This is a genomic window from Staphylococcus simulans (assembly GCF_025561465.1).
GTDB lineage: Bacteria > Bacillota > Bacilli > Staphylococcales > Staphylococcaceae > Staphylococcus > Staphylococcus simulans.
On sequence record NZ_CP095100.1, the window covers coordinates 2,297,639 to 2,324,355 of the forward strand.

At 34.3% G+C, this 26,717-nt stretch carries 29 protein-coding genes and 1 pseudogene; 2 read left to right on the plus strand and 28 right to left on the minus strand.

The genetic code is table 11. The annotated features are described in order from the left end of the window. Positions 1–72: 72 nt before the first annotated feature. From MUA87_RS10820 to MUA87_RS10910, 19 genes and pseudogenes are all read right to left on the minus strand, one after another. Positions 73–645 carry a ribonuclease FAU-1 family protein gene (locus MUA87_RS10820; protein ID WP_002481462.1) on the minus strand — a complete coding sequence of 191 codons (573 nt, stop codon included), beginning with the start codon at positions 643–645 and terminating at the stop codon, positions 73–75. A 237-nt stretch (positions 646–882) separates the two neighbouring features. Next, complete coding sequence (gene gvpU / locus MUA87_RS10825; RefSeq protein ID WP_002481461.1) at positions 883–1,269, minus strand: gas vesicle accessory protein GvpU; 387 nt, start codon at positions 1,267–1,269, stop codon at positions 883–885. A 21-nt stretch (positions 1,270–1,290) separates the two neighbouring features. Beyond that, positions 1,291–3,858 carry a YtxH domain-containing protein gene (locus tag MUA87_RS10830; RefSeq protein ID WP_262550807.1) on the minus strand — a complete coding sequence of 856 codons (2,568 nt, stop codon included), beginning with the start codon at positions 3,856–3,858 and terminating at the stop codon, positions 1,291–1,293. Between the two features lie 97 nt (positions 3,859–3,955). After that, positions 3,956–4,270, minus strand: a pseudogene (locus MUA87_RS10835) (gas vesicle protein); the annotation flags it as partial. 40 nt (positions 4,271–4,310) lie between these two features. Continuing rightward, a complete protein-coding gene (locus MUA87_RS10840) occupies positions 4,311–4,595 on the minus strand; it encodes a gas vesicle protein K (protein ID WP_002481458.1) in 285 nt (94 codons plus the stop codon). After that, entirely contained in the window at positions 4,579–4,842 is a 264-nt protein-coding gene (locus MUA87_RS10845; RefSeq protein ID WP_002481457.1) for a gas vesicle protein, read from the minus strand. Before MUA87_RS10845 ends, MUA87_RS10840 begins: the two co-directional genes overlap by 17 nt. A gap of 17 nt (positions 4,843–4,859) precedes the next feature. Then, a complete protein-coding gene (locus MUA87_RS10850) occupies positions 4,860–5,669 on the minus strand; it encodes a GvpL/GvpF family gas vesicle protein (protein ID WP_002481456.1) in 810 nt (269 codons plus the stop codon). Between the two features lie 3 nt (positions 5,670–5,672). Continuing rightward, a complete protein-coding gene (locus tag MUA87_RS10855; RefSeq protein WP_002481455.1) occupies positions 5,673–5,927 on the minus strand; it encodes a gas vesicle protein GvpG in 255 nt (84 codons plus the stop codon). Position 5,928: 1 nt separating this feature from the next. After that, the gene (locus tag MUA87_RS10860) at positions 5,929–6,693 is read right to left on the minus strand and encodes a GvpL/GvpF family gas vesicle protein (protein WP_057510177.1); all 765 of its coding nucleotides are present in this window, start codon (positions 6,691–6,693) and stop codon (positions 5,929–5,931) included. Positions 6,694–6,750: 57 nt separating this feature from the next. Next, entirely contained in the window at positions 6,751–7,020 is a 270-nt protein-coding gene (gene gvpO / locus MUA87_RS10865) for a gas vesicle protein GvpO (protein ID WP_002481453.1), read from the minus strand. A gap of 75 nt (positions 7,021–7,095) precedes the next feature. Beyond that, positions 7,096–7,446 (minus strand): gas vesicle protein GvpJ, encoded by a 351-nt coding sequence (gene gvpJ, locus MUA87_RS10870; RefSeq protein ID WP_002481452.1) that lies wholly within the window; start codon positions 7,444–7,446, stop codon positions 7,096–7,098. 60 nt (positions 7,447–7,506) lie between these two features. Further along, on the minus strand, positions 7,507–7,995 hold the full coding sequence (gene gvpQ / locus MUA87_RS10875) for a gas vesicle protein GvpQ (RefSeq protein ID WP_002481451.1): 489 nt from the start codon (positions 7,993–7,995) through the stop codon (positions 7,507–7,509). A 391-nt stretch (positions 7,996–8,386) separates the two neighbouring features. Beyond that, positions 8,387–8,839, minus strand: coding sequence for a hypothetical protein (locus tag MUA87_RS10880; protein WP_002481450.1), 453 nt, complete (start codon positions 8,837–8,839; stop codon positions 8,387–8,389). A 30-nt stretch (positions 8,840–8,869) separates the two neighbouring features. Continuing rightward, a complete protein-coding gene (locus tag MUA87_RS10885) occupies positions 8,870–9,343 on the minus strand; it encodes a hypothetical protein (RefSeq protein WP_262550810.1) in 474 nt (157 codons plus the stop codon). A gap of 384 nt (positions 9,344–9,727) precedes the next feature. Then, entirely contained in the window at positions 9,728–10,219 is a 492-nt protein-coding gene (locus tag MUA87_RS10890) for a cupin domain-containing protein (protein ID WP_262550811.1), read from the minus strand. A 3-nt stretch (positions 10,220–10,222) separates the two neighbouring features. Beyond that, the gene (locus tag MUA87_RS10895) at positions 10,223–10,939 is read right to left on the minus strand and encodes a YebC/PmpR family DNA-binding transcriptional regulator (protein ID WP_002481447.1); all 717 of its coding nucleotides are present in this window, start codon (positions 10,937–10,939) and stop codon (positions 10,223–10,225) included. A gap of 194 nt (positions 10,940–11,133) precedes the next feature. Then, positions 11,134–11,490, minus strand: a complete 357-nt coding sequence (locus MUA87_RS10900) for a transcriptional regulator, SarA/Rot family (protein ID WP_002481446.1) — start codon at positions 11,488–11,490, stop codon at positions 11,134–11,136. Positions 11,491–11,645: 155 nt separating this feature from the next. Beyond that, positions 11,646–13,820 (minus strand): helix-turn-helix domain-containing protein, encoded by a 2,175-nt coding sequence (locus MUA87_RS10905; protein ID WP_216733556.1) that lies wholly within the window; start codon positions 13,818–13,820, stop codon positions 11,646–11,648. A gap of 277 nt (positions 13,821–14,097) precedes the next feature. Continuing rightward, positions 14,098–14,745 carry a Bax inhibitor-1/YccA family protein gene (locus MUA87_RS10910; protein ID WP_070626168.1) on the minus strand — a complete coding sequence of 216 codons (648 nt, stop codon included), beginning with the start codon at positions 14,743–14,745 and terminating at the stop codon, positions 14,098–14,100. Between the two features lie 358 nt (positions 14,746–15,103). On the opposite strand from MUA87_RS10910, the gene MUA87_RS10915 reads away from it, so the two are divergent. Beyond that, complete coding sequence (locus MUA87_RS10915) at positions 15,104–15,898, plus strand: CHAP domain-containing protein (protein WP_023015435.1); 795 nt, start codon at positions 15,104–15,106, stop codon at positions 15,896–15,898. A 217-nt stretch (positions 15,899–16,115) separates the two neighbouring features. Here MUA87_RS10915 and MUA87_RS10920 read toward each other — a convergent pair whose 3' ends face one another. The 6 genes from MUA87_RS10920 to MUA87_RS10945 all read right to left on the minus strand — a co-directional run bounded on the left by MUA87_RS10920 (position 16,116) and on the right by MUA87_RS10945 (position 22,599). Then, positions 16,116–17,123, minus strand: coding sequence for an inorganic phosphate transporter (locus MUA87_RS10920; RefSeq protein ID WP_002481442.1), 1,008 nt, complete (start codon positions 17,121–17,123; stop codon positions 16,116–16,118). Positions 17,124–17,136: 13 nt separating this feature from the next. Then, entirely contained in the window at positions 17,137–17,754 is a 618-nt protein-coding gene (locus MUA87_RS10925) for a DUF47 domain-containing protein (RefSeq protein ID WP_002481441.1), read from the minus strand. A gap of 394 nt (positions 17,755–18,148) precedes the next feature. Next, positions 18,149–20,047 (minus strand): FtsX-like permease family protein, encoded by a 1,899-nt coding sequence (locus tag MUA87_RS10930; RefSeq protein WP_262550813.1) that lies wholly within the window; start codon positions 20,045–20,047, stop codon positions 18,149–18,151. Then, the gene (locus MUA87_RS10935; protein ID WP_002481439.1) at positions 20,037–20,798 is read right to left on the minus strand and encodes an ABC transporter ATP-binding protein; all 762 of its coding nucleotides are present in this window, start codon (positions 20,796–20,798) and stop codon (positions 20,037–20,039) included. The genes MUA87_RS10930 and MUA87_RS10935 overlap by 11 nt, the downstream gene beginning before the upstream one ends. 90 nt (positions 20,799–20,888) lie before the next feature. Then, a complete protein-coding gene (locus MUA87_RS10940) occupies positions 20,889–21,932 on the minus strand; it encodes a sensor histidine kinase (protein ID WP_105978114.1) in 1,044 nt (347 codons plus the stop codon). Beyond that, complete coding sequence (locus tag MUA87_RS10945; RefSeq protein ID WP_119563568.1) at positions 21,919–22,599, minus strand: response regulator transcription factor; 681 nt, start codon at positions 22,597–22,599, stop codon at positions 21,919–21,921. Before MUA87_RS10945 ends, MUA87_RS10940 begins: the two co-directional genes overlap by 14 nt. 207 nt (positions 22,600–22,806) lie before the next feature. On the opposite strand from MUA87_RS10945, the gene MUA87_RS10950 reads away from it, so the two are divergent. Then, complete coding sequence (locus MUA87_RS10950; RefSeq protein WP_002481436.1) at positions 22,807–23,313, plus strand: GNAT family N-acetyltransferase; 507 nt, start codon at positions 22,807–22,809, stop codon at positions 23,311–23,313. Positions 23,314–23,468: 155 nt separating this feature from the next. Here the strand turns inward: MUA87_RS10950 and MUA87_RS10955 are convergent, their stop codons facing one another. The 3 genes from MUA87_RS10955 to MUA87_RS10965 all read right to left on the minus strand — a co-directional run bounded on the left by MUA87_RS10955 (position 23,469) and on the right by MUA87_RS10965 (position 26,620). Continuing rightward, positions 23,469–24,497: an alpha/beta hydrolase gene (locus tag MUA87_RS10955; protein WP_002481435.1), complete on the minus strand. Its 1,029-nt coding sequence runs from the start codon at positions 24,495–24,497 to the stop codon at positions 23,469–23,471. Positions 24,498–24,725: 228 nt separating this feature from the next. Further along, on the minus strand, positions 24,726–25,793 hold the full coding sequence (locus MUA87_RS10960) for a YkvI family membrane protein (protein ID WP_002481434.1): 1,068 nt from the start codon (positions 25,791–25,793) through the stop codon (positions 24,726–24,728). 326 nt (positions 25,794–26,119) lie between these two features. After that, the gene (locus MUA87_RS10965) at positions 26,120–26,620 is read right to left on the minus strand and encodes a hypothetical protein (protein WP_002481433.1); all 501 of its coding nucleotides are present in this window, start codon (positions 26,618–26,620) and stop codon (positions 26,120–26,122) included. Positions 26,621–26,717 lie beyond the last annotated feature (97 nt).

Below are 26,717 nucleotides of genomic sequence, written 5' to 3' on the forward strand. Positions count from 1 at the left end.
CTTATGACAGCGACAGCATGGTACCTTTCATACAAACACTCTTTCACACTGTGTGCTGGGTTCTCCTGACTGTTATCCTCGGTGATGATGCGTCGTATGTTTATCGTTTAAATACTTATGTTTAATCTTATTATAGCAATACATGATATTTTCTTGCATACTTGGAAAATCATGATCAATCTTCATCATTAACTGATGTGCAATGATGTATGCTTCGTGATATTGTTTCTTCGAAATTTGTTTTGTTTCTAATGCTCGTAATAAATCATCCTCGTCAACCAACTCATATTCTCCATTAGGCAATACAATAACATCTAAGCATAAATCTACTGTGCGTGCTTTACCTTTTTGCGTGATATTTTTAATATTGATATCGAAATAATATTCAAGTGGGTTGCCTTTTTCATCTAGCATCACTGTTATACTGTAACGTTTCTTATCCGGTACAATTTGAAGCCATTGATAGTTATCATCTGCGACTATCATGGTTTTACCGACGACAGAAACTTTTAAAGGTTCCTTTACTTTCTTCATTGTGATTAAGCCAATGATTCCTTTGAATTTATTATTATTCACCTTAACTTCAGTATAATCTCTTTCAATCAGACGACGCCAGTGACGTTTGTCGATGTATTTTACTTTCACTGTCACCAACTCCTTGACATTATTATATAAAACTGTCACATACATGTCACTCAATGTTTGATATTATTAAAAGTATTACACAAATTAAAAGCTCTTTTTACAAGTTGTACACATAACAATGGAGTCCTGTAAGTAAAACAGAAATAGCTTACAACAATAGAAAGGACCGTACTTTCAGCTGATAAGTACGGTCCCTTGTTTTATATCACACTATTTATTCAGTGCTTATATTAAGTTTTAATTACTTTTAATTTTCCCTAAAAAGAAACTGTTTACTTCGCTTAATTTACCTCTCCAAATCAACTTACCACTTGAAGGTGTAGGTTTATTCTCACTGATAAAGATACTTGTATCTTTTAAGTGAATATAATTGATTTCATCGTTATCACTTTCAGCGGCATAGTCACCAGCTTCATCTAAGTCTTCGCTAAATTGTTTAGACGTTGCATTGCCGCCTTTAAATGATTTGCTTAATGTTTTAAAGTATTCTTTCGCTGAAATCAATGTACCAGTCACAATGGCACCGTCGACTAATAACGAAATATCTAGAGTAAAGTCGTCTTCGTTTGCGGCTTTTACAAATGATTCAAGAATATCATCTTTAGATGTTTGTTTGTTACTCATTATATCATTCCTCTCGTTTAATTATCTGTCACCTGTGTCATCATGACTTTCTATCCACGTTCCAGCTTTTTCTTCAGACGTTTCTTCTTGCTTCTTAGTGGTCTGTGTTTTTTCTTTTTGCCTAGAAGAGGTTTCTTCTTGTTCTTCTTGAAGTTTTTCTTCAGGTTCTTTTTCATCTTGTTGATTTGTTTTAGTTTCTTGTCTTTCATTTTCTTCAATTTCTTCTGATTGTTCGTCATCACTATCATCCTTTTTGAACAGGCTTGCCGTTGATGTTTTCAAGCCTTTGAGTTTTGCTCTGGCAACTTGGTTGAATTGAGTGCCTTTTTCTTTTGAACCCTTCTCTTCCTCGTTGTCTCCATCTTTAGTTTGTTCAGGTTCAGTTGGCATCTTTGAGTTTTTAGATTCCCCCGTTGCCTTTTCTTTACTATCATTTTTTTCGCTTTCATCATCTTCGTCAGATTGATTATCTGGTTTAGAATTATCAGCTTTTTTCTTTGATGTAGATTTCTTAGGCTGTTTTGTTTTCGAATTAGACTCTTCATCTTTTGAATCCTCAGAATCAGGTTTTACATTATCTGCTTTTTTAGACTCATCTGTTTCAGTTGAATCTTCCTCAGCTTCGTCTTCGGATTCTTTTTTCTCATCTGAAGCTTCATCTTTATCATCAGAAGTGTCATCAACTTTAGAATCTTCAACTTGATTTTTGGACTCTTCAGCCTCATCGTCTGATTCTTCTTCGTCTTTTGAAGTGTCTTCTTTAGAATCTTTTGCTTCGTCTTCTAACTCTTCAACCTCATCATCTGATTCAGATTCTTTTGACTCGTCCTCATCTTTTGAAGTATCTTCTTTTGAATCCTCAGCTTGGTCTTCAGATTCTTCAGCCTCATCGTCTGATGCTTCTTCTGATTGATTAGATTCATCTGTTTCTGATGTCTCATCATCTGATTTTGATTCAGACTCTTCTTCTGGTTCTGGTTTTTCAGAAGTTTTTCCGGCTGATGCTTTTGTAGTTTTTTCATCCCCTTCAGATTCTTCTGATGCTTCCTCCTCTTTTGAAGTGTCTTCTTTAGAATCTTCAGCTTGGTCTTCAGATTCTTCAGCCTCATCGTCTGATTTATCTTCTGATTGATCAGATTCATTGGTTTCTGATGCATCCTCATCCGATTCTGATTCAGGCTCTTCTTCTGATTCGGGTTTTTCAGAAGTTTTTTCAGCTGATGTTTTTGTAGTTTTTTCATCCGCTTCAGGTTCTTCTGATGCGTCCTCGTCTTTTGAAGTGTCTTCTTTGGACTCTTCAGTTTCATCGTCTGATTCTTCTTCTGATTCGTCAGATTCATCTGCTTCTGATGTGTCATCTTCGGATACTAATTCTGTCTCTTCTTCCGGCTCAGATTTTTTTGATGCTTTTTTATCCGCACTAGTTTCTTCTGATTCATCAGTGTCTTCATCTTTCGATGTGTCATCTTCTTCAGAATCTTCTACATCATCATCTTCGGATTTAGCTTCAGAATCATCTTCTTTTTTAGTTTTTGCTTTATTTTTCTTAGTTGCTTTTTTGTCTTGTTTTTCTTTTTCTTCGTCTTCATCATCTGATGCTTGTTCTTCTTCGGATTCATTTTTCTTTGATTTACGTGATTTTAACTTGCTGAAGATGTTCTTTTTCTTCTTCTTACCTTCAGGTTTGTCGCTATCTTCTTCGGATTCTTCTTCAGAATTATCTTCTGATTCATCAGTGTCTTCATCATCCTCAGATTCTTCATCATCCGACTCTTTTTCATCAGATTTATGCGATTTGAATCTATCGAAGAATTTCTTTTTCTTCTCGCCTTTAGGTTTATCGTTGTCTTCCTCTGTTGAATCATCTTCTTCATCTTCTTCATCTTCTTCGTTGTCTTCTGTATCTTCTTCCTCATCTTCTGATGCATCTGTTTCCTCATCAGATTCAGAATCATCGTCATCTTCTTTTGACTTAGATTTTTTTGATGCTTTTTTATCCTGGTCATCGTTCTCTTCATCTTCATCATCTTCTGAGTCTTCATCATCATCTGACTCTTCTTTATCAGATTTATGCGATTTGAATCTATCGAAGAATTTCTTTTTCTTCTTACCTTTAGGTTTATCGCTGTCTTCGTCTGCTGAATCATCTTCTTCAGTTTCTTCGTTGTCTTCTGTATCTTCTACTTCCTCTGTTTCAGATTCATCAGTGTCATTTTCATCGTTGTCTTGATCGTTTTGATTTTCTTCATTTTCTCGATCATCTTCACCTTGGACTAATACTGTTGTATTTTCTTCTTTGTCTTCATCTTCTTGAATGTCGTGTGATTTTTCTTCGTCGGGTGCTTTTTTTTTGAAAGGATTGTTGGGGGAAGGTGTTAAGCTGCTTATTTTTTTCTTAGTTGTATGACTAAATTCTTTGGCAGTCCCTTTTAATACAATTTTACTTAATTCTTTTACGATTTTCTTACGGCTCTTAGGAGCCGTAAGATAACCGAAAGAAGCCCCTACTAATCCGCCAGCTATGGTTTTGGTTAAGTTGATTTCACGCTTTTGATTCTTTTTTTGTTTTTTTCTAGATTTTTTACTCATCCTTATCCTCTCCATCTAATTGCTTATCGGATGCCTTTTTGGTTGAAGCATTTTTAGCTGTAGACTTCTCTGTTGAAGGTGCTTCATTTTGTTCGTTGAGTTTATTTTCTAAAGCTTCAACTTTCTTTTGTAGTTCTTTGTTTTCAGCTTCAGCGTTTTGTTGTTCTGCAATTTTCATATCTGTAGCTCTAGATGTGAGATACGGATCTGTTTCCCACCAATCTAAGCCCATTTCTTTAGCCTTATCAACTGAAGCTACGATTAAACGAATTTTGATGGTCAATAATTCGACATCTGCGATGCCGACTCTGATATCTCCGGCGATTACGACACCTTTATCTAATACTTTCTCTAATACATCTACTAAGTTACTAGAACCGTTTGAAGCAGGAGGCAGTTGTTCATTTGCCATAACTTATTCTCACTCCCTTAATCAAATTCATAACGAACTGTTACATAAGTCTTCCTAAAGGACCTAAGTCGATGTTTAAATCTTCATCGTCTAGTCCAAATACGTCTTTCAGTTCTTCCATTTTTTCTTCTAAATCCATTAAGGCAACACCTAACTCTTCGATTTGTTCGTCAGTCAGTGTTCCGCCTTCTACACGTCTGATGGCATGGCGTTCTACAATTTGTCTCAATAACTCAATTACTGTCATTACTAATTGCGCTAATCCATCTTCTGCATTATCTTGGCCTAAGTTGATACGTGAGCTATTATTATTCATCTGTGGCATCTAGAAGTTCCCTCCTTTGTTCATCAAATGCTTCGGAAGTAATATCATGTCGACGATTGCCCATAGAAGACTGTACTAATGTTTCTACTGAAGAAATCAAAACACGTAAGTCTAAATAGACTAAGTCTATATTGGCAATCGAAATGATTAAATCTCCTCTGATCGCAACACCTTTATCGAGAATGACATCTAAAATATCAATGAGACCGACTTCTTTGTTTTCTATAGTTTCTCTTGTCGACGGCATCTCTATCCACCTCCATATTAGTTAAAGCTAGAAAAATGGTAGGCAGGCCAAGGTCCAGCGACTTCTATATGCCATCCTTCTTCTGGTAATTCATTTTTAGTGTCATCAATGACTTCAAGAAAATCATTCACCTTTTCATTAGGTACAAGATAGACACTGTTATATACCATTTCTTCTTCTAAACCTGTTACATCTCTGCCCCAATTCTTTTTAATTGAGAAATCAACAGCTAATGCTTTGAGGTTTTGATGTAAGTCTTCGCTGACTCGGTCTTTTTCATTTTCTAACTCTTTATCAACGATACTGTCAATTTTCTTTTCCGCAAAGAAACGACGGCCGCGTGGCAAGTCTTTGATTTCTTCACGTTTTTCTTCAACAGCTTTGTTATTTTTGCTGACTTCTTTGCGAAGTTTCTTATCGTTTGTATAAATTTTAACTGTCCATTCTTCTTTATCTTCTAGGAAATTGAAAGTGGCAGTAATTTTTTCGCTATAACCTTGAATTGTTGATTTCAAACTGTCTTTTGTTTTGTAAATCGTACAGAACTTCAATGGAACTAAAGTAAAGTTTTGATAAAGTGTTTCAATCGTTTCATGATGATGAACAGCTTTCTTCTGTAGCCATTCCATATCATTATCGATTTTATCTTCGATTACTTCTTCTGAATATTCATTCCCATCTAAATCACATACAATTGCTGTGATTTTATCATCAACAGGAACTGTATATAAGCTGCCTTCACCATCAAAACCAGTTAAGGAAGGAAGGTCTTGGTTTTCTAGTTCCGCTTCTGGAACAAGTGCATATAAATATAACAAGTTTTCCATTCGCTATTCATCTTCCTTTTGTTGTATCATTGCTTCTGCTTCATCAATTTCTTTTTGTTTAGCCGTTTCATAACGTGCTAATAATTGTTCTTCTTTTTCCTTGTATTCGTCTTCTGGTATCTCACCTAGTTCTTCTTGCATTTGTAATTGAATTAATTTCTTTTCAATTGTCGGAAGGTCATAAAGTTCTTTGTCCGCTTCATCTTTGACTTGTTCTGCAATTTTTTTCAATAACTTAAGTGAGCCATATACTATCATTTTATGATCCCTCGATATTAAGACGGATATTCACAAAGTTGTAAGCGGCCCATGGACCTGTGTACTTGAACTCTACTTTGTCTTCCCATTTTTCATAGAGTTTATTTACTAAATCATCAAAGGCTTGATCATTTTTCTCATCAACTAAAAACGCTGCATTTAGTAGCATTTTCTCGCTTTGAGGTTCATTCGATTTAGCAGATGTACTCAACTCTGCGAGCGGTTCATAAATATCCGCTTCTATTTTATTAGATAATTGCTTGAAAACATCTTGTGTCGCAGAACCCAGTTGAATACGTTCATAGTAGCCTGCATCTTCGGATTTGCTGCGTACTGATTTTGCCATTTCCTGTAATTTAGGGTCGTCATTTACTACTGACTCTAACCACTCTTGTTTGCCAATGACTTTTAGTCCTAATTCAAATTTTCCTTTGATTTCAGGGAATAACGTTTCAAATTGCGGGTACAATTTTTCAAGTAAAGCTTTAACATCGTCTTTAGACTTAAATACGTTACCGAAACTGATAGGAATCACTGCATCTTTTTCTTTCATAACAGTCGCCACAACATTTTGGTGCATCATTAAATTATCTTTCTTCGGTGCATAAATCTTCATCGGAACTTCTGCAGCAACAATAGCTGCATCTTTATATCTGATTGTGAACAACTCACGATCTTCACCTTCTACTTCAACAGTTCCGAAATCGTCATTTTGATCTGTCTGTGTTCCACAAAATATATAAATCCCTGTTTCTTCTTGTGCCATAAGCTTATCTCCTTTGAGTATCTAGTATTAGTGTCCTTTAATTAAAGCGTTTATTAATTAACTACCGTCTACTTTACTTCTGTAACGAATACCTTCACGTTTAAATGAAGTGACTTCGCCATCTTTATCTAATACAACGCTATACGTGCCAAGCATTTCATCTTTCGCGTAACGTTTCATATATTCCTTCTCTTCAATCACTTCAACTGTCGCAGTCCAACCTGATTCATCGCCTTCACGTTCTTCGATTGAAGTAATTTTGAAAGGCGGTGCTACATTTTCATTGAAGAATTCTCTAATTTTACTCATAAGTTCTTTGATCGTCATAATTATCCTCCATCAATCTTATATAGTAAGAGATGACGACAACATTCCGTCGCCGCCTCCCTTTTAATTTAAAAATTAAACACTATATTTTGATTTTTTCTTGTCGTCTGCTTCTTTTGTTTCTGCTTCTTCTGGTTCACTTTGTTGAGAAATTTGTTGCTGTTGGTTCGTATCTCCTGAAAGTTGTTCTTGTTGTTGGCCTGGTAAGCCTTCTTCTTCAACTTCATCACGCAGTAAGCCTACAGCTTCTGCATATCTTAACCAAGTATCTACACTGGCAATTACGATTCTTGCTTCGATAGTTAAGATTTCGATACCTACTACTGAAACTCTGACGTAAGCATCAATAACGATACCTTTATCTAAAATTCGGTCGATTACCTCTGCTAAACTAGACGTATCTGCACTTCTTTGTACTGAACTCATAATGTTCAATCCCCTCTCAAATTGATATTGTTTTCATTCGTTAAACTTTTAATGTTTCTTTTAGTTGTCAATCAATGTTGATTTATTATCTTCTACTCCCTTAATGTCTGAGGCATGTTTAATGTCGTTGTAGCTTTTAATGTTAGAAATACCTTTGATATTTTGAACACTTTTGATGTCTTGAACACCTTTGATTTTTTTCTTGCTGTTGCCGGACTCATCTTTGTTGATTTTTTCTTGGAATGCTTCCCCAGCTTCTTTGACTTGTCCTAATTTATCACGTGTCTTTAACAGGGCGCCTTGCATTTTGTCTGTTGCTTTATCTGCAACTTCAGGCACAACTTCTTGGTTTTTCTCTTTCACTTGTTGTAATTTGCCTGCTGCTTGATCTGCTTTATCTTGAACGCCTTCTGTTATTTTCTCTTCCATCATCTCGTGTGCTTTATCTTTTAATTTATCTTTTGCTTTATCTTCAATTTCGTCAGGAGTCTTTTCAATTGCTTTTTTTGCCACTGCACCAGCAGCTTTTTTCACCATTTTATTAGGCATTGTAGACCTCCTTTAAATTGATATTTTCTTTTTTGATAGAAACCACCTTTGACTTATCAATAAATAAAATAAATAAAGATGTCTAAGATGTTTTTCTGTACATTCTTATCGTTTGATTCAAAGGATGTCTGAATACCTTTAAATTATTTATTGTTTTTAGTTGAATATTCGATTTAGTTGTAAAGTCTATTTTCTTTCATGTTAATTACAGTACCACTTTGAATTTAAACTCAAACACAATTACAACTTTTGAAACATTCTCTTAATCTACATTACAATCATTGTATTGACGTTTAACATCTTGAGGTTTTGAAAGTGCTTGTATTACTAGTTAAAAAAGGTGCCAGTTTTTTTAACTGTGCACCTTTTCGATTGAACGTTTAACCAAAGTTTATTTTTTACGGAAAAGAGATTTCTTACGTTTTTTCGATGTTGTATATTGATCTAATTTATCTTCTAAAAATTGTAAACGTTGTTGCAATGTTTCATTTTCGGATTTCAATAACTGAAACTGTTTCTTATTTGGTTTCTTTTTACGTTTTTTACCTTTAGTATTTTTACTGAATAACCTAGCATTTTTCTTACCTTTTTTGCCTTTTTTCTTCTTATCATCACCAAAGATAGAGTCTTTTAAATCAGAAGCTTTATCTTTTAATGATGCATTTGAAGCATTCTTTTTAGTATAAAGTGCTTTTTTATCTTGCTTAGGTTTTAAGACATAACCAAGACCTGCACCGACTGCTCCCCCAGCCACTGTGCGGTATACGGGACTAGATGTCCATTTTTTCTTCTTAGGTTGTAACTTTTTAGTTTTTTCTGTCTGGTTTTTAATTTGTTTGCTCATACTGTTTTCCCCTCTACTTTCTTAATGTTTTTACAGTAACTCTTCAAAGCGATCTTCTAAACGACTGATAGCTTCTTTAAGCTGTTCATTTTCTTCTAATAATGCTTCGTAATATTCTTCTTCATCTAACTCTTCTTCGTCTTCATCATCGTAAGCATCGTCTTCATCTTCTACGTATGCTTCTTCAAATTCTTCATCATCTTCATAATATTCTTCGTCCTCTTCATCGGGCTTTTGAAAAAAATCGCGGGTTTTATTTTCAATATTCATCGCGATGTAGGCTTTAATATTTTCTTCAGTAATTTCATAAACATCTGAAGCAATATTTTGGAATAACTCTGATTCTTTTACACGGTAAATCATATTTTGAGTGCCTTCTCGTCTATAGAACCAGCCGAAAGTTGCGCCGAACACACCGCCTACAATAGCATCAGCGACATGAATGTTTTTATTGCCCTTGTTTTTCTTCTTTTTAATATTTACGCCCTTTTTATACTTGCTCACGATAACACCCCTCTCTCTTTAATTGGTATTATTGTTTTTACCCTCAACTCTAATTTACAAACAAATCATTTTCTTATTCATTTATACTTTTTAGGTAAAACGTATTTTGTATTTTATTTTTATCGATTGAGAATTAGCCTGTAAGATAAAAACTATTTACCAATAAAATCCTCTCCAATATTCGCTTTAAACATTTAAACTTCATCAATGCGAATAGATTAAATAGCTGATTCGTAAGACGTATTAAATTCTAGGTGTTACCCTAATATAAATTTCTGCTATAGTTAAAATATTTCGAGATACAAAAAAAGCACTTGTTTTAGCTTGGGCTCGTTCCCAAAATCTAAAGCAAGTGCCTGGTAAAACATAGATTCAATTTTAAAATCAATCAATAGTTTCTAGTGCATAGTGTTCAATCACTTCAATCAAATGAGGATACGCTTTTTTAAGTTCCGCTTGATCAAACATTTCAAAATGCTCAAACATGAAACCTGGTTGGCACATACATCCAACCAGCGCATAGCCTTTTCCATCTTTAATCGAAGATGCAAAAATTGTACCTGCAGGCACAACGTGTTGTAGCACTTCACCCTTTGTTATATCGGGCCCAAGGTCTACCGCTTCATATTGGCCATTAGGATAAATCATATGCACTGTTAAAGTATTACCATAGTGATAATACCAAATTTCATCTGCATCTATACGATGAAAATGTGAAATATTATCATCTGTTAATAAAAAGTAAATACTCGTATAAGCTGGACGTGCTTGTCCTTCTTCTTGGCGTTCAGCTTTAATAATTTCTTTATAATAGCCGCCTTCTGGATGCGGTAATAAATCTAATTGGCGCACCCATTCCGATACAGAATGTTCCATTACTTAATCCAAGTCCACGTTATGATAAACGTTTTGAACATCTTCTAAATCTTCTAACGCATCGATTAAGCCTTCTAAAGTTGCTTTATCTTCATCTGATAATTGGATGTCATTTTGAGGTAACATTTCAAATTCAGCAACTTCGAATTCTTCAACGCCGCTTTCTTTTAAAGCTTCTTGTACTTGTGCAAATTGATCTGGTTCAGCATAAACGATAGTTAAATCACCGTCTTCGACAACATCTCGCACATCTAAATCTTTTTCCATTAAAACTTCTAAGATTTCATCTGCAGATTTGCCTTCAAATGCGAAAGTACCTGTATGTGTGAACATATATGATACTGAACCTGATACACCCATGTTACCGCCATTTTTACCGAAAGCAGCACGTACATCTGATGCAGTACGGTTAACATTATTAGTCAATGCATCAACAATCAGCATTGAACCGCTAGGACCAAACCCTTCATAACGTAATTCATCGTAGTTTTCATCATCGTTACCTTTTGCTTTGTCAATCGCACGGTCGATGATGTTTTTCGGTACATTATACGTTTTTGCACGTTCAAGCACTAAACGTAATGCTTGGTTCGATTCTGGATCAGGTTCACCAGATTTCGCAGCTACATAAATTTCTTTACCGAATTTCGCATAAATACGACTTGTATTTTTATCTTTTTGGGCTTTTTTCTCTTTGATGTTATTCCATTTACGTCCCATACTTCCATCTCGCTTTCGCTCTCAATTTTTAACATCAACTATTATACATGATTTCACGCTTAATATATAGTTATTGAAAACCAAGTTCCCCTTTTGTGCATAATTACTTTGATTTCTCATAAAAAAACAGCCCAAAACTGGGCTGTTCATCCACAATATTATATCTCTCTAGTATGGGGTGTTCAGATGTATTATCAACCTAAGAACTTATCAATGTCTTTAAGCATTTGATCAAGTTTTTCTATGTTTTTATCATCCATATAAATATAAACCTTACGTTCGTCAGACTCAGAACGGACTTTGCTGACACGGTCTTGATTGACTAGTTTACGAATGGATGCCAAAACTTTAGTTCGGCTAATTTCAAATGAATCTGTTGCAATCTTTAAAAAGGGCTGCATTAACATCTTTTCTTCGGTGCAATTCTCATGAACACAATTAAGTATTACAAAGTCATTCATGTTGATTTTATATGTTTCTTCAATGAAACGTGTCAAATCCATAAATTTTTTGTATTCATTGAGCAATTTCTCTAAGTTACTTTTTTTCAAAGTATACGCCTCCAGATTTTATATCGATATAATACATTAAGTATGAATATTAAAACTCTAAAAGTCTTTAGTGTTTCCCCACATTGTCTTTGCAATTTTCCTAAGTACGACAAATTGAATTGTATAAAATACAATTACCTTTTATAAACTTCAATCTATTTCGTTGTTTTATATAAAGAAATCAATTGCAATGAATTATATTCAACATCAACACTCAATGTGCCATTGTTAAAGTTGTGTTCAAATACATCAAATTTTGGATTATTGGCGTTTTTTATCTTACGTTTTAAATCTTTTGGCCATTTAAATGTAGGCATGATATTGGGTGAAATAATCTCCTTGATATTACCGTGTTTATAATCTGTTACTTCACGTGTTACCAAATAATTGTCTCTTAAACTTTTATCTTTAAAACCGATATAGAAACGATGACAACTTTGGTTACCTTCATGTATTTCATTTTCAATAATACGCCAGTCATAGACAATAATACTGTAATGTTCATCCCCACGTGTCATGAGACAAGCATCATCTTCATAGAAATAAAACGTCTCAAATCCAGACAGCTGTCTATATAAAAAGTACAATGTGGTTTTGAAACCATTTGTATCAAAAAGAAATGCGATATTCGTATCAGTACGTTGATATAAATCCACGCCGATTCCAGATAAAATACTATAAAACCGCATAAACATATACATCATTAATGGTGTGCTATCTAAGAGACTCATATCTTCATTCAATAATTTTCTATTCGGAACATTAAGCAGTATATATTTACGTTCTTCTAAATGAACCTGTTTCATAACTGACTGCAGCGTATTCAAATTGGCTAGTTGTTTCATCGGCATTTTTTTATAAGATTTTTCCAAATAAGGATGTTTTAACTTTTCATTATCAATAAAGAAATAATCAAAATTCACTCGTTTAATTGGGAGTTCTAATGCTTTAAATTTTTCAGGATCATTAAACAATTTAGTGACATCTAGGTTGAAATTAACATTAAACCCAATTTCTTTAATTCTCATTTTTTGTATATAGATGTCTTTCAACGATTGATTCTGCAAACTAAATGTTATCGAAATCTTAGATGTATCCTTTTTAAGATATGCATAGGCTTGATGATCTGTAAATGCACGTGACTGTAATAATTCATGTTTCACATAATCAATATCTTCTTTTGATTCAAGTTCAAAAGCTACCCTCGCATTGCTTTGATAGATAGTATCAAGCATAGCAACTAGTTCACTCGTGCTAAAATGTTGATGAATCGTTGGTATACTTGGATGGATTAAGAACATCACTTCATCATCGAAATCAAAGATTTCTTGATGCCTGTGATAAACCATCACTTCCTTCAATTCTTCAAGCGTGCGAATTTGAATCGTCATCACAAACGGACGTGTAGGAGAATAGATGGGATTATTATTATCTACATAAATAATGTTCTCTTTATCTTCTGTCCAGTTCTTCAGTATGTCTTTGATTTTCTTTAAATATACTTTTTTACTTTGTTCACTGACTTCAGAATCTTGATCCTTTACTAAATAACAAAGGTCTTTACTCAGCTTAGATTTATGTCTGTAGTCATTAGGCGTGGTATCTAAATGACGTTTAAATTTCCGATAATAACCACTGAAATTACTGAAACCTACTTCTTCAGAGATATCCAAAATTTTTCGGTCAGTCGTTACTAACATTTCTATAGAAAGTCCAATTCGTAATGTTTCAATGTAATTCCTGAAACCCATATTAAATATTTTATAAAAGGAAGAAGAGAGTGTTGTCGGAGAAATATAAACTTCTTTAGCTACTGTCTCTAAAGTTAGTTTCTCTCCAATATGTTCGTTGATATAATCTACGATTTTCTTTTCTCTATAATCTAGCGAGGCAATTAACTGGTGTGACGTATGTTTGATTTCAACACTCGCCTCTTCAATTAAAATGTCGCATATCTCACTAATACATTTTTTAATCAGTTCTTCTGTTAAGGTTTCTTCAAGATACTTTTCCAATAAGATCAACATTGCTTTTTCAATTTTACTGTTCGACTGAACCATTTGAATATTAAAGCAATAATTAAAAAAAGCGAAATCCTTCTCAAGGAACCAATCACTCGCAACATAAACCATCATCATCTTTTTGTTTTTCGAAACTTGAAAAACTTCATTATGGTTGATGAGACAAACCGTGTTATTTACTGTTTCAACTTGAGCGGACCTTTGGATTTCTGCTGTATCGTTTACTGGCCAAAGTAATAACACTCCATCATAACAACGATTGGCTGGCAAATTTTCAGCTGCGTATAAATCGATAATACTACTTCTCATTTATATAACCTTTAATAAAATAAGCTGTTTTAAGTCGTAATGATACATCTCTCTTTATTTTATTCCTTCCTGTAATTTCTCTAGGACTATACTCTACAAATTTAGCACACAACGCAATTAGACACAAATTTTAAAATTTAATAGTATTTTTATGTTGTTTCAAATTACATAACGTATGATTATATCGTACTATTCTTATCAATGATAACTAGATTGTATAATATAATGAAGGACTGGAACATTGTTTTTCTTTGTTCCAGTCCTATTCTTGATGATATTAATCTCTAAAACGATTAGCTAAACTTAAGATATTAATAATAATATTCAATAAGTTCACAAATAAATTAAAGCCCATTTCACTTGGTGCAAATTGCCCTCGTTTCAATCTGTTAAAGTCATACAATGTATACAGCAAGAATAAGCCAACTGCTACAACATTGATAACAGTATAAAAAATCGGGTTTTGCACAAAGAAACCAATTAAAGTGGCCACAATTAACGCGATTAATACTACAAATAGATATTTGCCGATACTTGATGCATTCTGCACGAAAAAGTATCCAATGACACCAAACGCAATAAAGGCACCTACTGCAAGTGCTACGTTTTTATAAAATAACTCTGGACCTAAATTCTGCATGTATGTCGTAAATGCAGCATAAGCTAATAACCCAATTGCTACAGCATATATATTAGATATTAAAAAGCCGAATTTACGTGATCGATTCACAAATAACGAAATCAAAATTAATACCGTCAAACCGATAGAGAGTGGTCTTCTCCAAGCATCAGGCAGATACTGGCCAAAATATGTACCAATACCAAAAATAATCCAAAAGTACATAAAGTAAAGCCAAACCTTCGCATAAGCACTCGATTTAGAGGTAGTATGTGTTGCGTTTACCAAGTTGTTCAACTCCTTCATTGAAACTATTTGTTAATTATTATTTCATAGAGTGTATTCTGATTTCCACTTTCTGATTTAGCAACTATAAATCTTCAAAGCGCTTTAGTGTATTGTCATTTTTCATTACAAACATTACATTAGTATTGTCAAAATCCAAATTTTCCTTCAATAAACCCTATATTGTCTAGTGTTTTCTGAATTTTAGACAATTCAGGTTTTATTAAAAATTATTACAAGCACGTAACAACCGACAAATCACCGCATATTTTTGATAAGATGTGGAAGTATAGAAATAATGATTGATATTCGTATTACATAGTAAATATAAAACGAATGTATAATTACTGAACCAAACTTATTAGAGGAGGAATCTCATTTGAAAAAGTTAGCAGTTACATTTTCAGTTGCAACAGGTGCAGCCTTAGCGCTTACTCAACAAGATGCTGATGCATCGACACAGCATACAGTACAAGCCGGTGAATCACTTTGGTCTATTGCACAAGAATACGGCACTTCTATCGAAAGCATTAAACAAGATAACAATTTATCGAATAATATGGTATTCCCTGGCCAAGTCATTACAGTAAATGGCAGCAGTCAAAGTTCAAATACAGGGGCGACTGTTAACATTTCTGGTGGCACTCATACAGTGCAAGCTGGTGAATCATTAAATATCATTGCTAATCAATACGGTACATCTGCTGAGGCAATCATGTCAGCTAACGGCTTGAATGGTTATTTAATTCACCCTGGCCAACAATTAAAAATTTCTGGCGCAGCTGGTGGTTCAGGCGGTACACCTACAGCTACACCTGCATCGAACCAATCACCGACATTTAATCATGCTAACTTATATGACTGGGGACAATGTACTTGGCATGTATTCAATCGTCGTGCTGAAACAGGCCAACCAATCAGTACATACTGGTGGAACGCAGATCATTGGGCAAACAATGCACAAGCTGACGGTTACACAGTAAACAACACACCTGCAGCTGGTTCAATTATGCAGAACTATGAAGGACCAATCGGTCATGTTGCATATGTAGAACAAGTGAATGGTGATGGCAGCATTTTAATTTCTGAAATGAACTACAATACACCTCCAGGCATTGTCGACTACCGTACAATCCCTGCTTCAATGGCTTCTAGCTATAACTACATTCATTAATAATCTAAAAAGACGATGACGCATCGTCTTTTTATTTTGACTTATATTTGAAAACCAATAGATGATGTAACATGCTAATCAAACTGAGCGCCTCAATAGCTTTTATATAGTTCTAAGACCGATTTATCGCAAAAAAAGCGGATCATTTTCAAAATCAGAAAATGATCCGCTTTCTATTTAATGTTCTCTATGTTTATGTCTCAATGATTGAGATTGATTATAAGAAAATATTCATAATCCAGTAAATCATTGCTGCGACGAATGCTGAAATTGGTAATGTAATTACCCAAGTCACAATCATACGTTGTGCTGTATTCCATTTCACACCTTTGATGCGGTTAGATGCCCCTACACCAAGGATAGATGAAGATACAACGTGTGTTGTTGATAATGGGAAATGTAATGAAGATGCGACGAAAATTGTTAATGCTGAAGATAAATCTGCAGCAGCCCCGTTAGCTGGGCGAATCTTCATAATGTTACCGCCGACAGTTTTGATGATTTTCCAACCACCTACTGCTGTACCTAGACCCATAGCGGCAGCACAGGCTACTTTAACCCATAATTGCGGTTCAACATTGTTACCATCTTGTAAGTTCGCAACAATTAAAGCTAGTGTAATGATACCCATTGATTTTTGCGCATCGTTTGTACCATGTGAGAATGATTGTAATGATGCTGTGAAAATCTGGAATATTCTAAAGTTGCGGTTAGCTTTTGTTAAATTCGCATTTTTAAATACGACTTTAACAATACTATACATAATGAAACCTACACAAAAGGCAATCAATGGCGATACAATCAACACAATAATAATTTTAGTGAAGCCTTGGAAATGCAACACTGAAAATGAACCTTGAGATGCAACCGCTGCACCTGCAATTGAACCGATTAAGGCATGTGATGAAGAACTTGGAATACCGAAGTACCATGTTAACAAGTTCCAGAATATCGCTGCGAAAATAGCCGCTAATACCACGACTAATCCATTTTGCAATTTAAATGGATCCACAATGTCTTTCGTAATTGTCCCTGCTACACCTGTAAATGTTAATGCACCGATAAAGTTCATAATCGCTGCTAAAAAGATTGCGCGTTTTGGTGTCAGTGCTCTTGTCGACACTGCAGTAGCTACCGCATTCGCTGTATCGTGGAAACCATTAATAAAGTCGAACACCAATGAAAAAATAACGATAGCTACAGTGATAATTATAATATAATCCATTTTATATTACTCCTTAGCTATTTTTCATGATAATTGTTTCGAAATTATTTGCGACTGCTTGGCATTTATCTGCAATGTTTTCTAAGCTTTCATATATGTCTTTAATTTTAATCAATGTGATTGGATCTGTTTCACTATTGAAGATATGTTTAATTGATTGTCTTAAAATACCGTCACAATTTGTTTCAAACTCTTTAATATTAATTGAATGAATACGCATGTGAGAAAGTTTCTTTTCTACTAATAAGCCGATAGCTAATTTCATTTCAGCTACTGCTTTTTGAATATTATCTACAAATTCAGCCATGTATTCATCTGAATACTCGATTGAATACATTTCGAACATTGCTGATGTTTCTTCCATTGCGTCTAAAACATCATCAATAGCGTTACATAAAGATAAAATATCCTCACGCTCGATTGGGGTAATGAACGTTTGGTTCAAGTCTGAGATTACTTGGTGCATTAATTCGTCACCGTGTGACTCATACGTTTTGATATTATCAGAATAAGCTTTTAAATCTAGGTGTGTATTAAAGTCCATTTTCCCGAACTCAATTGCTGCGCGATCTAAATTGAATACCATTTCCTCCAATTTAACCATGAACTTATCCTTTTTCTTGTTAAACATTGAAAATCCTCCATTTTCAGCGATTGCTTCCCAATCACATTTCATAAATTTGAACTCAAAAGTATATAATTGTAAAAAGTAATCGTGTGATACTTTTGAAACTAATATGTATACCATCTTCACACTAGCTTCAAATAAATTTTACCTTCCTAAAAAGAAAATAGCACAAAATTTACAACACTACAATTCTATTTACAAAATCTTAACAATTGAACATAATTGTAATGTCCGATTACTTCGCTAAGTTTTCAAAATTTCCACAATCCTAAGCGAAAAGTAAATACTTCCTCTCTAAAAATTTTACCTAACTTCACCATTCTTACACATTCCAATCCAAAAAAATACTCCGAAAACTCATTATTTCAAGTTTTCGAAGTAAGTTTACTATTCTATACTATATTGACTGTTTTATAGTACGTTTTGTGTGTATATAAGCAATAATCGCAAATGATGCATAAATCAATGTATAAACTCCCATTACGATAAAGACTGGAGAATAATCATCAGACCCCATCAAATTCAAGAATGCCCATGATGCAAAGTATGCATGTGCCAAACCTACAATCAATGGCAAACCAAAGTTGAACATGATTTTAAGTTTTAAACCGTGACGCATGTCATTTTGTGTATAACCAAGCTTTCTCAATATTTTAAAGTTACCAATTTCATCTGTTGTTTCATCCATTTGTTTAATGTAGATAATACAACCTGCCGCAATTAAGAAGGCAATACCTAAGAATGATGATATAAATAAGAACATACCATTATTTTCTCTATTATCCTTAGCTATTTCTTCTTTTGTCTCATAACCTGGATCAACTTCATCCAATGCTTTCGAAGCTTCTTTCATTTGAGATTTATCTGTAATAGTAAAGCCATATTGCGGAGAAAGGTCATCTTTATCTATTTGCCCTTTCTCTTTCAATAAACGATAGTCTTCATCATTGACGATTACCAACACACCGCCACGTAACGTAAGCAAGCTGAAACGTGTATCAAGTTCAGTGTCTTGTACTTTCACACGGAAGAGTTGTTGTCCTTGTTTATCTTGAAATGCTACATATGAATCGTTAGTAATCGGTTTTAAGAGCATACCTGTTCCAAAAGGATGTGAAAGTTTTGCGGTATGATCAGAGAGTCCTGCATTGTCGACATATTTTTCACTTGTGACGCGAATACCTATCTCGTAGCCGACATTTTTCTTAAATAAATTATTCTTCTGAGACTGTACCATCAACAACTCTTTATAATTTAAGTCATAATCGATATGATGTTTTTTTAATGCTTTTTCATATAAATCCACATCATGTTTCGATTGTAATGTCACATCATATGGCGAAAACATATTGAGTTGCACTTTTTCCATCTTCATTTGTATAGCACTAAAACAAAGTACAGTTACTGTAATCGCAGAAATAACCGCAATAATAGTTAAAGATAAGGCATTCTTTTTCATACGATGCATAATAGATGACGTGAAAATGACATCATTAATTGAAACTTGGCCTTTTTTTCTTTTCTTCAATGTCTTGAATAATAAAGATACCGTACTTCTAAAGAATAAATAAGCACCGACAATTGTCAGGAGTAAAATTAAAAACGGAATAGCCATATTCGCTAAAAGCTTTGTATCAACCGCCATAACATATCCTGAAATAATCATCGCAAGCCCTACAATACCACTGATTGCTTCAAGTACTGTAATTTTATTTGATTTCACATCAGCCGTACGACGAGTTTGCATTAATCCTAAAATGGAACGTCGTTTGATAAAGATTGCGTTTTGAACAATAACTAAGATGTACGCAATTACTAACATCAATGCCGTTGCGCCTACTGCTTTTAAGCTGAAATGCAGATGTACCGTTTCATTCATTTGCATTAATTTCGTCACAATCAATAATAAAATTCTAGACCCTACTAAGCCGACAACTATGCCGACAAGACCTGTGACAACAAATATCGCAAATTGCTCTAACATCGACATACGAACTACATTTGCTTTCGTTAATCCGATTAATTGATAGAGTCCAAGTTCTTTATCTCTTTGTTTAATGAAGAGCTGATTCACATACATTAAAAAGATTATAATGATAATGAACAGTACAACACTACCTAAACTCGCGCCTTTTTGAATTAATTTCGAAGATTCACTATTATTGATTGTTTCTGTATATTTTAATGTCACAAAGCTAAAGTACAAGGAAATACTCATTATGAGAGAAAAAAGATATAAACCATAATGTCTGATGTTTTGTCTTAAGTTCTTTAATACAATATGTCTAAACGTCATAAGACACACCGCCCAAGACGCTTTGTGCTTGAATGATTTCCTTATAGAACGCTTGTTTAGAACGTTCACCTTGGTATAGCTCAGAATGTATTTGACCATCTTTCAACATGATGACACGGTTTGAATAACTGGCTGCTGCCGGATCATGTGTCACCATTAAAATAGTCGTATCAAAGCGTTCATTCATATTTTTCAAACGTCTTAATAAATCTTGTGCACTTTTAGAATCTAACGCCCCTGTCGGTTCATCTGCGAAAATAATTGCTGGACGTGTGATAAATGCACGGGCTGCAGAAACTCTTTGTTTCTGACCACCTGAAACTTCAGATGGATATTTATTTGCTAAATCTCTGATACCTAATGTTTCTGTCACTTCATCAAATCGTGCATCCACTTCTTTTTTGGATAACTTTTGAATAGATAACGGCAACATAATATTTTCCTTAACTGTCAACGTGTCTAATAAATTATAATCTTGGAAAATAAAGCCGATTTCTTTTTTACGCACTTCTGACAGTGCTTTGTTACTTAATTTCTGCAATTGATGTCCGTTAAGTTCCACTGAACCTTGTGTTATATAATCAATGGAGCTTAACATATTCAATAATGTCGTTTTACCAGAACCAGACGGTCCCATAATTGAAATGAATTCACCTTTTTCAACTTTAAACGAGATGCCTTTCAGCACTTCATGCGCCACATGCTTATTTCCAAATACTTTTGTTAAATTGGATACTGTTAGAATTTCCATTTTTTGCGCTCCTTTTTTCTTAACTCTTGTATTTATAGTGTACGCATAAGTGATTTTATGGTCGTTGATTTGATATTACAAAACGCATGTTTAAAGTGACGATTTTGTCACTTCAGACATACGTTCTAACATTTCGTTCTGTTTAGGGAAGATAAAAGAGACTGTTGTCCCTTCTTCTGCAATAGAATCAACCGATACTTGTATATGTAATGGCTGTTTGATTTGATCCACTAAATATAAACCTAAACCTGAAGAAGTTGTCTCGTGGCGGTATTGTGTTGACGTAAAACCACGTTCAAATATACGCGGCATATCTTGAGAAGCAATTCCGCGTCCTGTATCTTTGATTTCAAGCACAATATGTCCTTCGACTTCTTTAGTGATGATTTGTATCTCTGTACCCGCTTGACTGTATTTCACCGCATTTGAAAGGACTTGGCGAATCATCATCTTGCACCATTTCATATCTGTAAAGACCTTATCTTCTTCATTAAAGTCTATATCGAACCCAATACCGCGCTGTCTACAAATATTACGTGTTAACTGAATTTCTTCAATCACCATACGTTTTAATGAAACGCCTTCAAAATATAAATCTTGGTGCTTTTGGCTTAATCGTGATAAATACAATTGTTGGTCTAACATTTCATTCATGCGTGACCATTCAAACAATAAAGCTTGTCGACGAGTCATATCTTCTTCTTGATCAATGATTAATTTCAATGCGGTTAAAGGTGTTTTAATTTCATGCACAAATTCCGTTAGGCTTTGTTCATTTTCTTTTAATTGCACAGATTGCCTAGATACAATTTGTTTTTGTCTTTGAATCATCAGATATAAATATTGTAAGACTTCTTCTTCCATCGGAGTATTGGCCGCTTCTTTATGCTTCAACTCCTCAACCTCTTTCATTTCAGACAATTTTTTGTTGAACGAAGTTTCATAGTTGTAAGAAAAAATGAGGAACACCAATGTGAAGATAACATTACATAAAATGACATAAAGCATAGATTCAACAGATAAATTTTGATCTAGTACAGCTAAAATCACTAAAAAGATTTGAAAGCCAACAATCAACGCCAACCAATTCAAACGAGAGACTAAATAATTTGAGATACGTTTAAATATTGTCATGTGCTAAATATCCTTTGCCGACCCGTGTTTCAATCGCATTAGTTAACCCAAAGTCTGCTAACTTTTTACGTAGTCGATTGATATTAACCGTCAACGTATTATCACTCACAAACGCTTCATCATCCCATAACGCCGTAATGATCTCATCACGACTGACAATTTGATTACGATTTTTTAATAAAATCTCTAGAATAAGCATTTCAGTTTTAGAAAGATGTGCGGTTTCATTTCCTCTCTCTAATACGCCTTTACCAAGGTCCACTTGAACATCGCCCCATGACAACATACGTTGCTCCTCTAGATTGAATTGATATACACGGCGATATATGGCTTTAAGCTTCGCGATTAAGACATTAGTATAGAAAGGCTTCTGCATAAAATCATCTGCCCCTAGTTCCATACTCATAACTTGATCCATTGGATTATCTCTCGCTGATAAAAATAAGATAGGTACATTCGATTGATTACGTATTTCACGACACCAATAAAACCCGTCATATTTCGGCAACTCTACATCCATGATAATAATTTCTGGTTGTTCCTGTTCAAATGCTTCCATAACTTGATTAAAATCATCAATACCAGACACTTGCAAATCCCAATGTTCTAGTTCTTTTTTTAATTGTTCAAATAAGGACTTGTCATCTTCTACCAATAAAATCTTCATGTTATCACCTATTATTTTTATTTCGAAATTATTTCAAAACTGTTTCATTTACATTTCACAACTTTTATTTTACACTTATCTTTGTGCGATTCTCTAACAATCATTGCGTTCTATCATTTTAAAGTAAAATGAAACTAAAAACGATGCAGACAATCGTCATTTACGCTATACTCAGTGTAATACTACCTTATATTATGGAGGGTGTCTATGGAACATACGATTAGAGAAATAAGTATCAATGATGCAGATGCATATATTGCTTTATTAAAAGATATCTATGATGAATCTAGCTATATGCTGTATAGCCCTGGCGAATATGTGCCATCTCTTTCAAGCGCATTACAGCAGCTTGAACATTTTATCACTTCTCCATCGAATACTATTTATCTTGCAGAAATCGACGGTAAGTTGATTGGTTTTGCGATTGTCACATCTCGCGAATATGAACGTACACGCCACGAAACACGCGTGCGTCTTGGCATTCGTGCACAATACCGCAGCAAAGGTGTTGGACAATCATTATTAAATGCAGTGGATGCATGGGCATACAACCACGATATTCGTCGCTTAGAAGCATTAGTTGTCCCTCAAAATGAGCATGCTGTAGATTTATTCAAATCAGCAGGCTATCAAATTGAAGGCGAAATGCGCGATAAACTCAAAATAGATAATAAATACTATAGTGAATACGTTATGGCTAAACTATTGCACTAATATTTCTCCTGATATGTCACAAACATATCAGGTTTTTTATTACTTTCATTTTCTATTTTACATATAACCCACTTATTATCTTATAACAAAAGAAGTATCTACAAAGCCAATTACTTTGTGATACTTCTTTTAAAATATGATTTGTTATTAACATACTAATCCTTATAAGGATTTAATTGAATCGGTTCAAATTGCTCATCTGGATTTTTAATCGTTGTTGAGCTTGTATTTCTACTTAAGAAACGTTGTACAGAGACTAGATTTTCTTTTGATTCCGGTAAGTTTAAATGGAATTGATACTGATGTCTTAAATGGTGTGACCCATCAAAAAAGAATGTATCGACTGATGTACCGTCTTCTTCTAAGACCCGTGCAAATTCTTGATTTTGACTGAAGAATGGATCTGCATCCCCAACAGATAAGAAAGTCGGTGGATAATCTTTTGTGACATGTTCCACTGTCGACATTTCAGATAAATCTCTGAATTCACTTTCCCACTCTTCTGTACCAGTATAACTTCTCATAAAGAGTTGAATACGTGGGAACTCTGTTTCTCTGACTGTATTCATGTTATAGAAACCACCGAAAAAGATAGCTGCACGAATATTTTTCGGTTTGAAACGTTGTTTAAAGTGCATATCTTTTCTTAACTGTTCATCTGTTTGAATCGCAGTAAATTGACTGGATAACTGTGCACCTGCTGAGTCGCCGCCGAACACCACTTGCGTAAAATCAATCGGCAATTCATGCGGATTCTTTTTAATGAATTTTACAGCTTGATCCATTTGAATTAAAGGGGTCGGATATTTGTACTGTGGTGCTAAAGCATAGTTAATATTCACTACAATATAGCCTTGTTCTGCGATTTTTGCCAACAATGGATTTTTATATTGTTTATCACCCGCAATAAAGCCGCCGCCATGCATCCAAAAAATCACTGGTAATTTCACATCTTTATCTAATTCTGCTGGTGTGATGATATCAAGCTGACTCTTCGGGAATGCTTTACTATATGTAATATTATTAAAGACCTTTACATTATTATTGTTAATCGCGACTTTAGGTTTCATATTTTGTTTATGTTGATAGTCCATATAAAGTTTTATACCAACACCGACAGCGATGCCTAATAACACGAAGATAATCGCACCGATTGCCAGCCATTTTTTTCTTCGACTGTTCATTTGATTACCAAGTCCTCTCTTTATTCTATCGGCAAGATAATTTCCAATTTGTATTTATTGTACTTTATATTTAAAGTCATCTCAAAGGGTGAAATCAAGAAAAATAGCGCAGCAAAATCAGCTGCGCTATACCTATTGTTTTCATCATTACTGCTTACAAGCAGTAAGTTGACCTTCATTATTCATAAGTTTTCTGCTATATCTAGTAAATGTCACACATTGGGCAATTTATGCGATATGTTGTTCATTCTCTTTTTTACGTTTGAAATATTTCACTAACACGCCAATAACAATAGCAAGTCCGATAACACCCATTGTTGGGTATAAGAAGTTGATCAGACTTGAGAAACCTACGAAACTTAATCCGTAAGCGACAAGCATCATAATCACGATTAAAATGTGATATTTTTTGCTATAAGGTGTTGTGAATCTTGCTGCGAATGAATAAAGCAGACCCAAAATTGTGTTGTACATTACGGCTAACATCACAATTGACAATACAATTGTTACGATTGGGTGAATACCATTCGCTAATGTCAATGTTGGAATAGCCGCTTCTTTGATTGCTGGGAATTCAGTTTGCAATGCAAATGTAATCAATGCTAACAGAATCGTATAAATGATACCGCCGAACATTGCACCGGCACCTGATACTCTTCTACGGCTTGCGTCACCGCCGATAGCGACGATTGTACTAAATCCTACCGCAAACGCTAAACCGCCGTAAACTGTTCCCATGATAATGCCCCAAAGCGGACTTGTCTTAGGCATTTCTGCATTAATTTGATTAAATGGCACTTGACCTTTAAATAGGTAAACACCTGCAATCACAATCACTAAGATGATTAAGAAAGGTGTTACCACACCAAGTGCGCGGACAATCTTATTGAAGTCCATAAGTAATGTAATATAAATAGCAATTACCATAATCAGTGAACCTAACCATGTAGGGATGCCATAACTTTCATGGAATGCAGAACCTGCCCCTGCAATCATTGTGACAGAAATTCCGAATAAGAAGAAGACCAGTATATAGTCGACGATCCGTCCAACGTATTTTCCAAATAAATATGCCAAAGTTGATTCGTGGTTTTCAGCATCGAAAGCTGTCCCTATCTTTGCGACCTGTCTTCCGATGAATCCTAAGATAACACCTGAAATTAAAACACCGATATAAGCCCATAGACCATATTCAGTGAAGAATTGCATAACTTCTTGGCCTGTTGAAAAACCTGCGCCGACGACTACACCGACATAGGCAAAGCCAATTTTTACTGTTTCTTTATTAAACGTCATAATAACGTTGAATACCTCCTCGTGTAATTAAAAACAATGCTTGCCAACGTTAATACTTACTATCCATAGCTTATGTTTCTGTCTTTTTCTGAAAAAGGCCATTACTTATTCCATGAAAAGTATATAGTAACAATAAAACACTCAATTGCGCAATAGCCGTTAAGTGTAATTACCCAAACACAACAATAAATTACCCTCAATTTGATAGAATTACTCATTAAACTTTGTAAACATACCCATTAGTAAAACTTATGGATAAATATCACTTTTGTGCAAAACAAAAAGGATACCTCATGTGAGATACCCTTTAATTCATTTTAAATTCATTATTTTGCATCACGATTTTGGTTCAGTTCATCAATGCTGACCACCACGTTATCCATTCGTTTCGCTGTCTGTTTAAGGATATTACGGGCTACGTTATTATTAGGATCTAATTTCAAGATCTGTTTAGAAATATCGAAAGCTTTTTTATCAGAAATAACAGGTTCAGGAATTGCATGGAGCAACAACATTTGTAGTAAACTCTTCACTTCTTTGCCCTCAGTGAGTTTTATGGAAGCTTCTGCATGATAGTAAGCAGAATCCAATGCACCTTCTAAGTCACTTAATGGATAAACAAGGAGTAAGAATGCTAAATCATGCATTTCAGCTGTTTCTCCATCTTTGATCATATCTAAGATACACGTATAAAACATAACACTTTCTGCTTCATGCGCACTTGAAATGTAATGTTCTTCAAATTCCATAAAATCTGATTCGGACATTAATCGTTTCACAGATTCAAATTCGCCGTTTAAGACATGTCGCTTGATTAAATCTTTCATGCCAATGTCCTCCTATTGTTGAACAGATTTTATCTACAATTAGTATTAGTTTACCATATTTTTTTGGATTTCACATCAATTACTATAACGTATAACA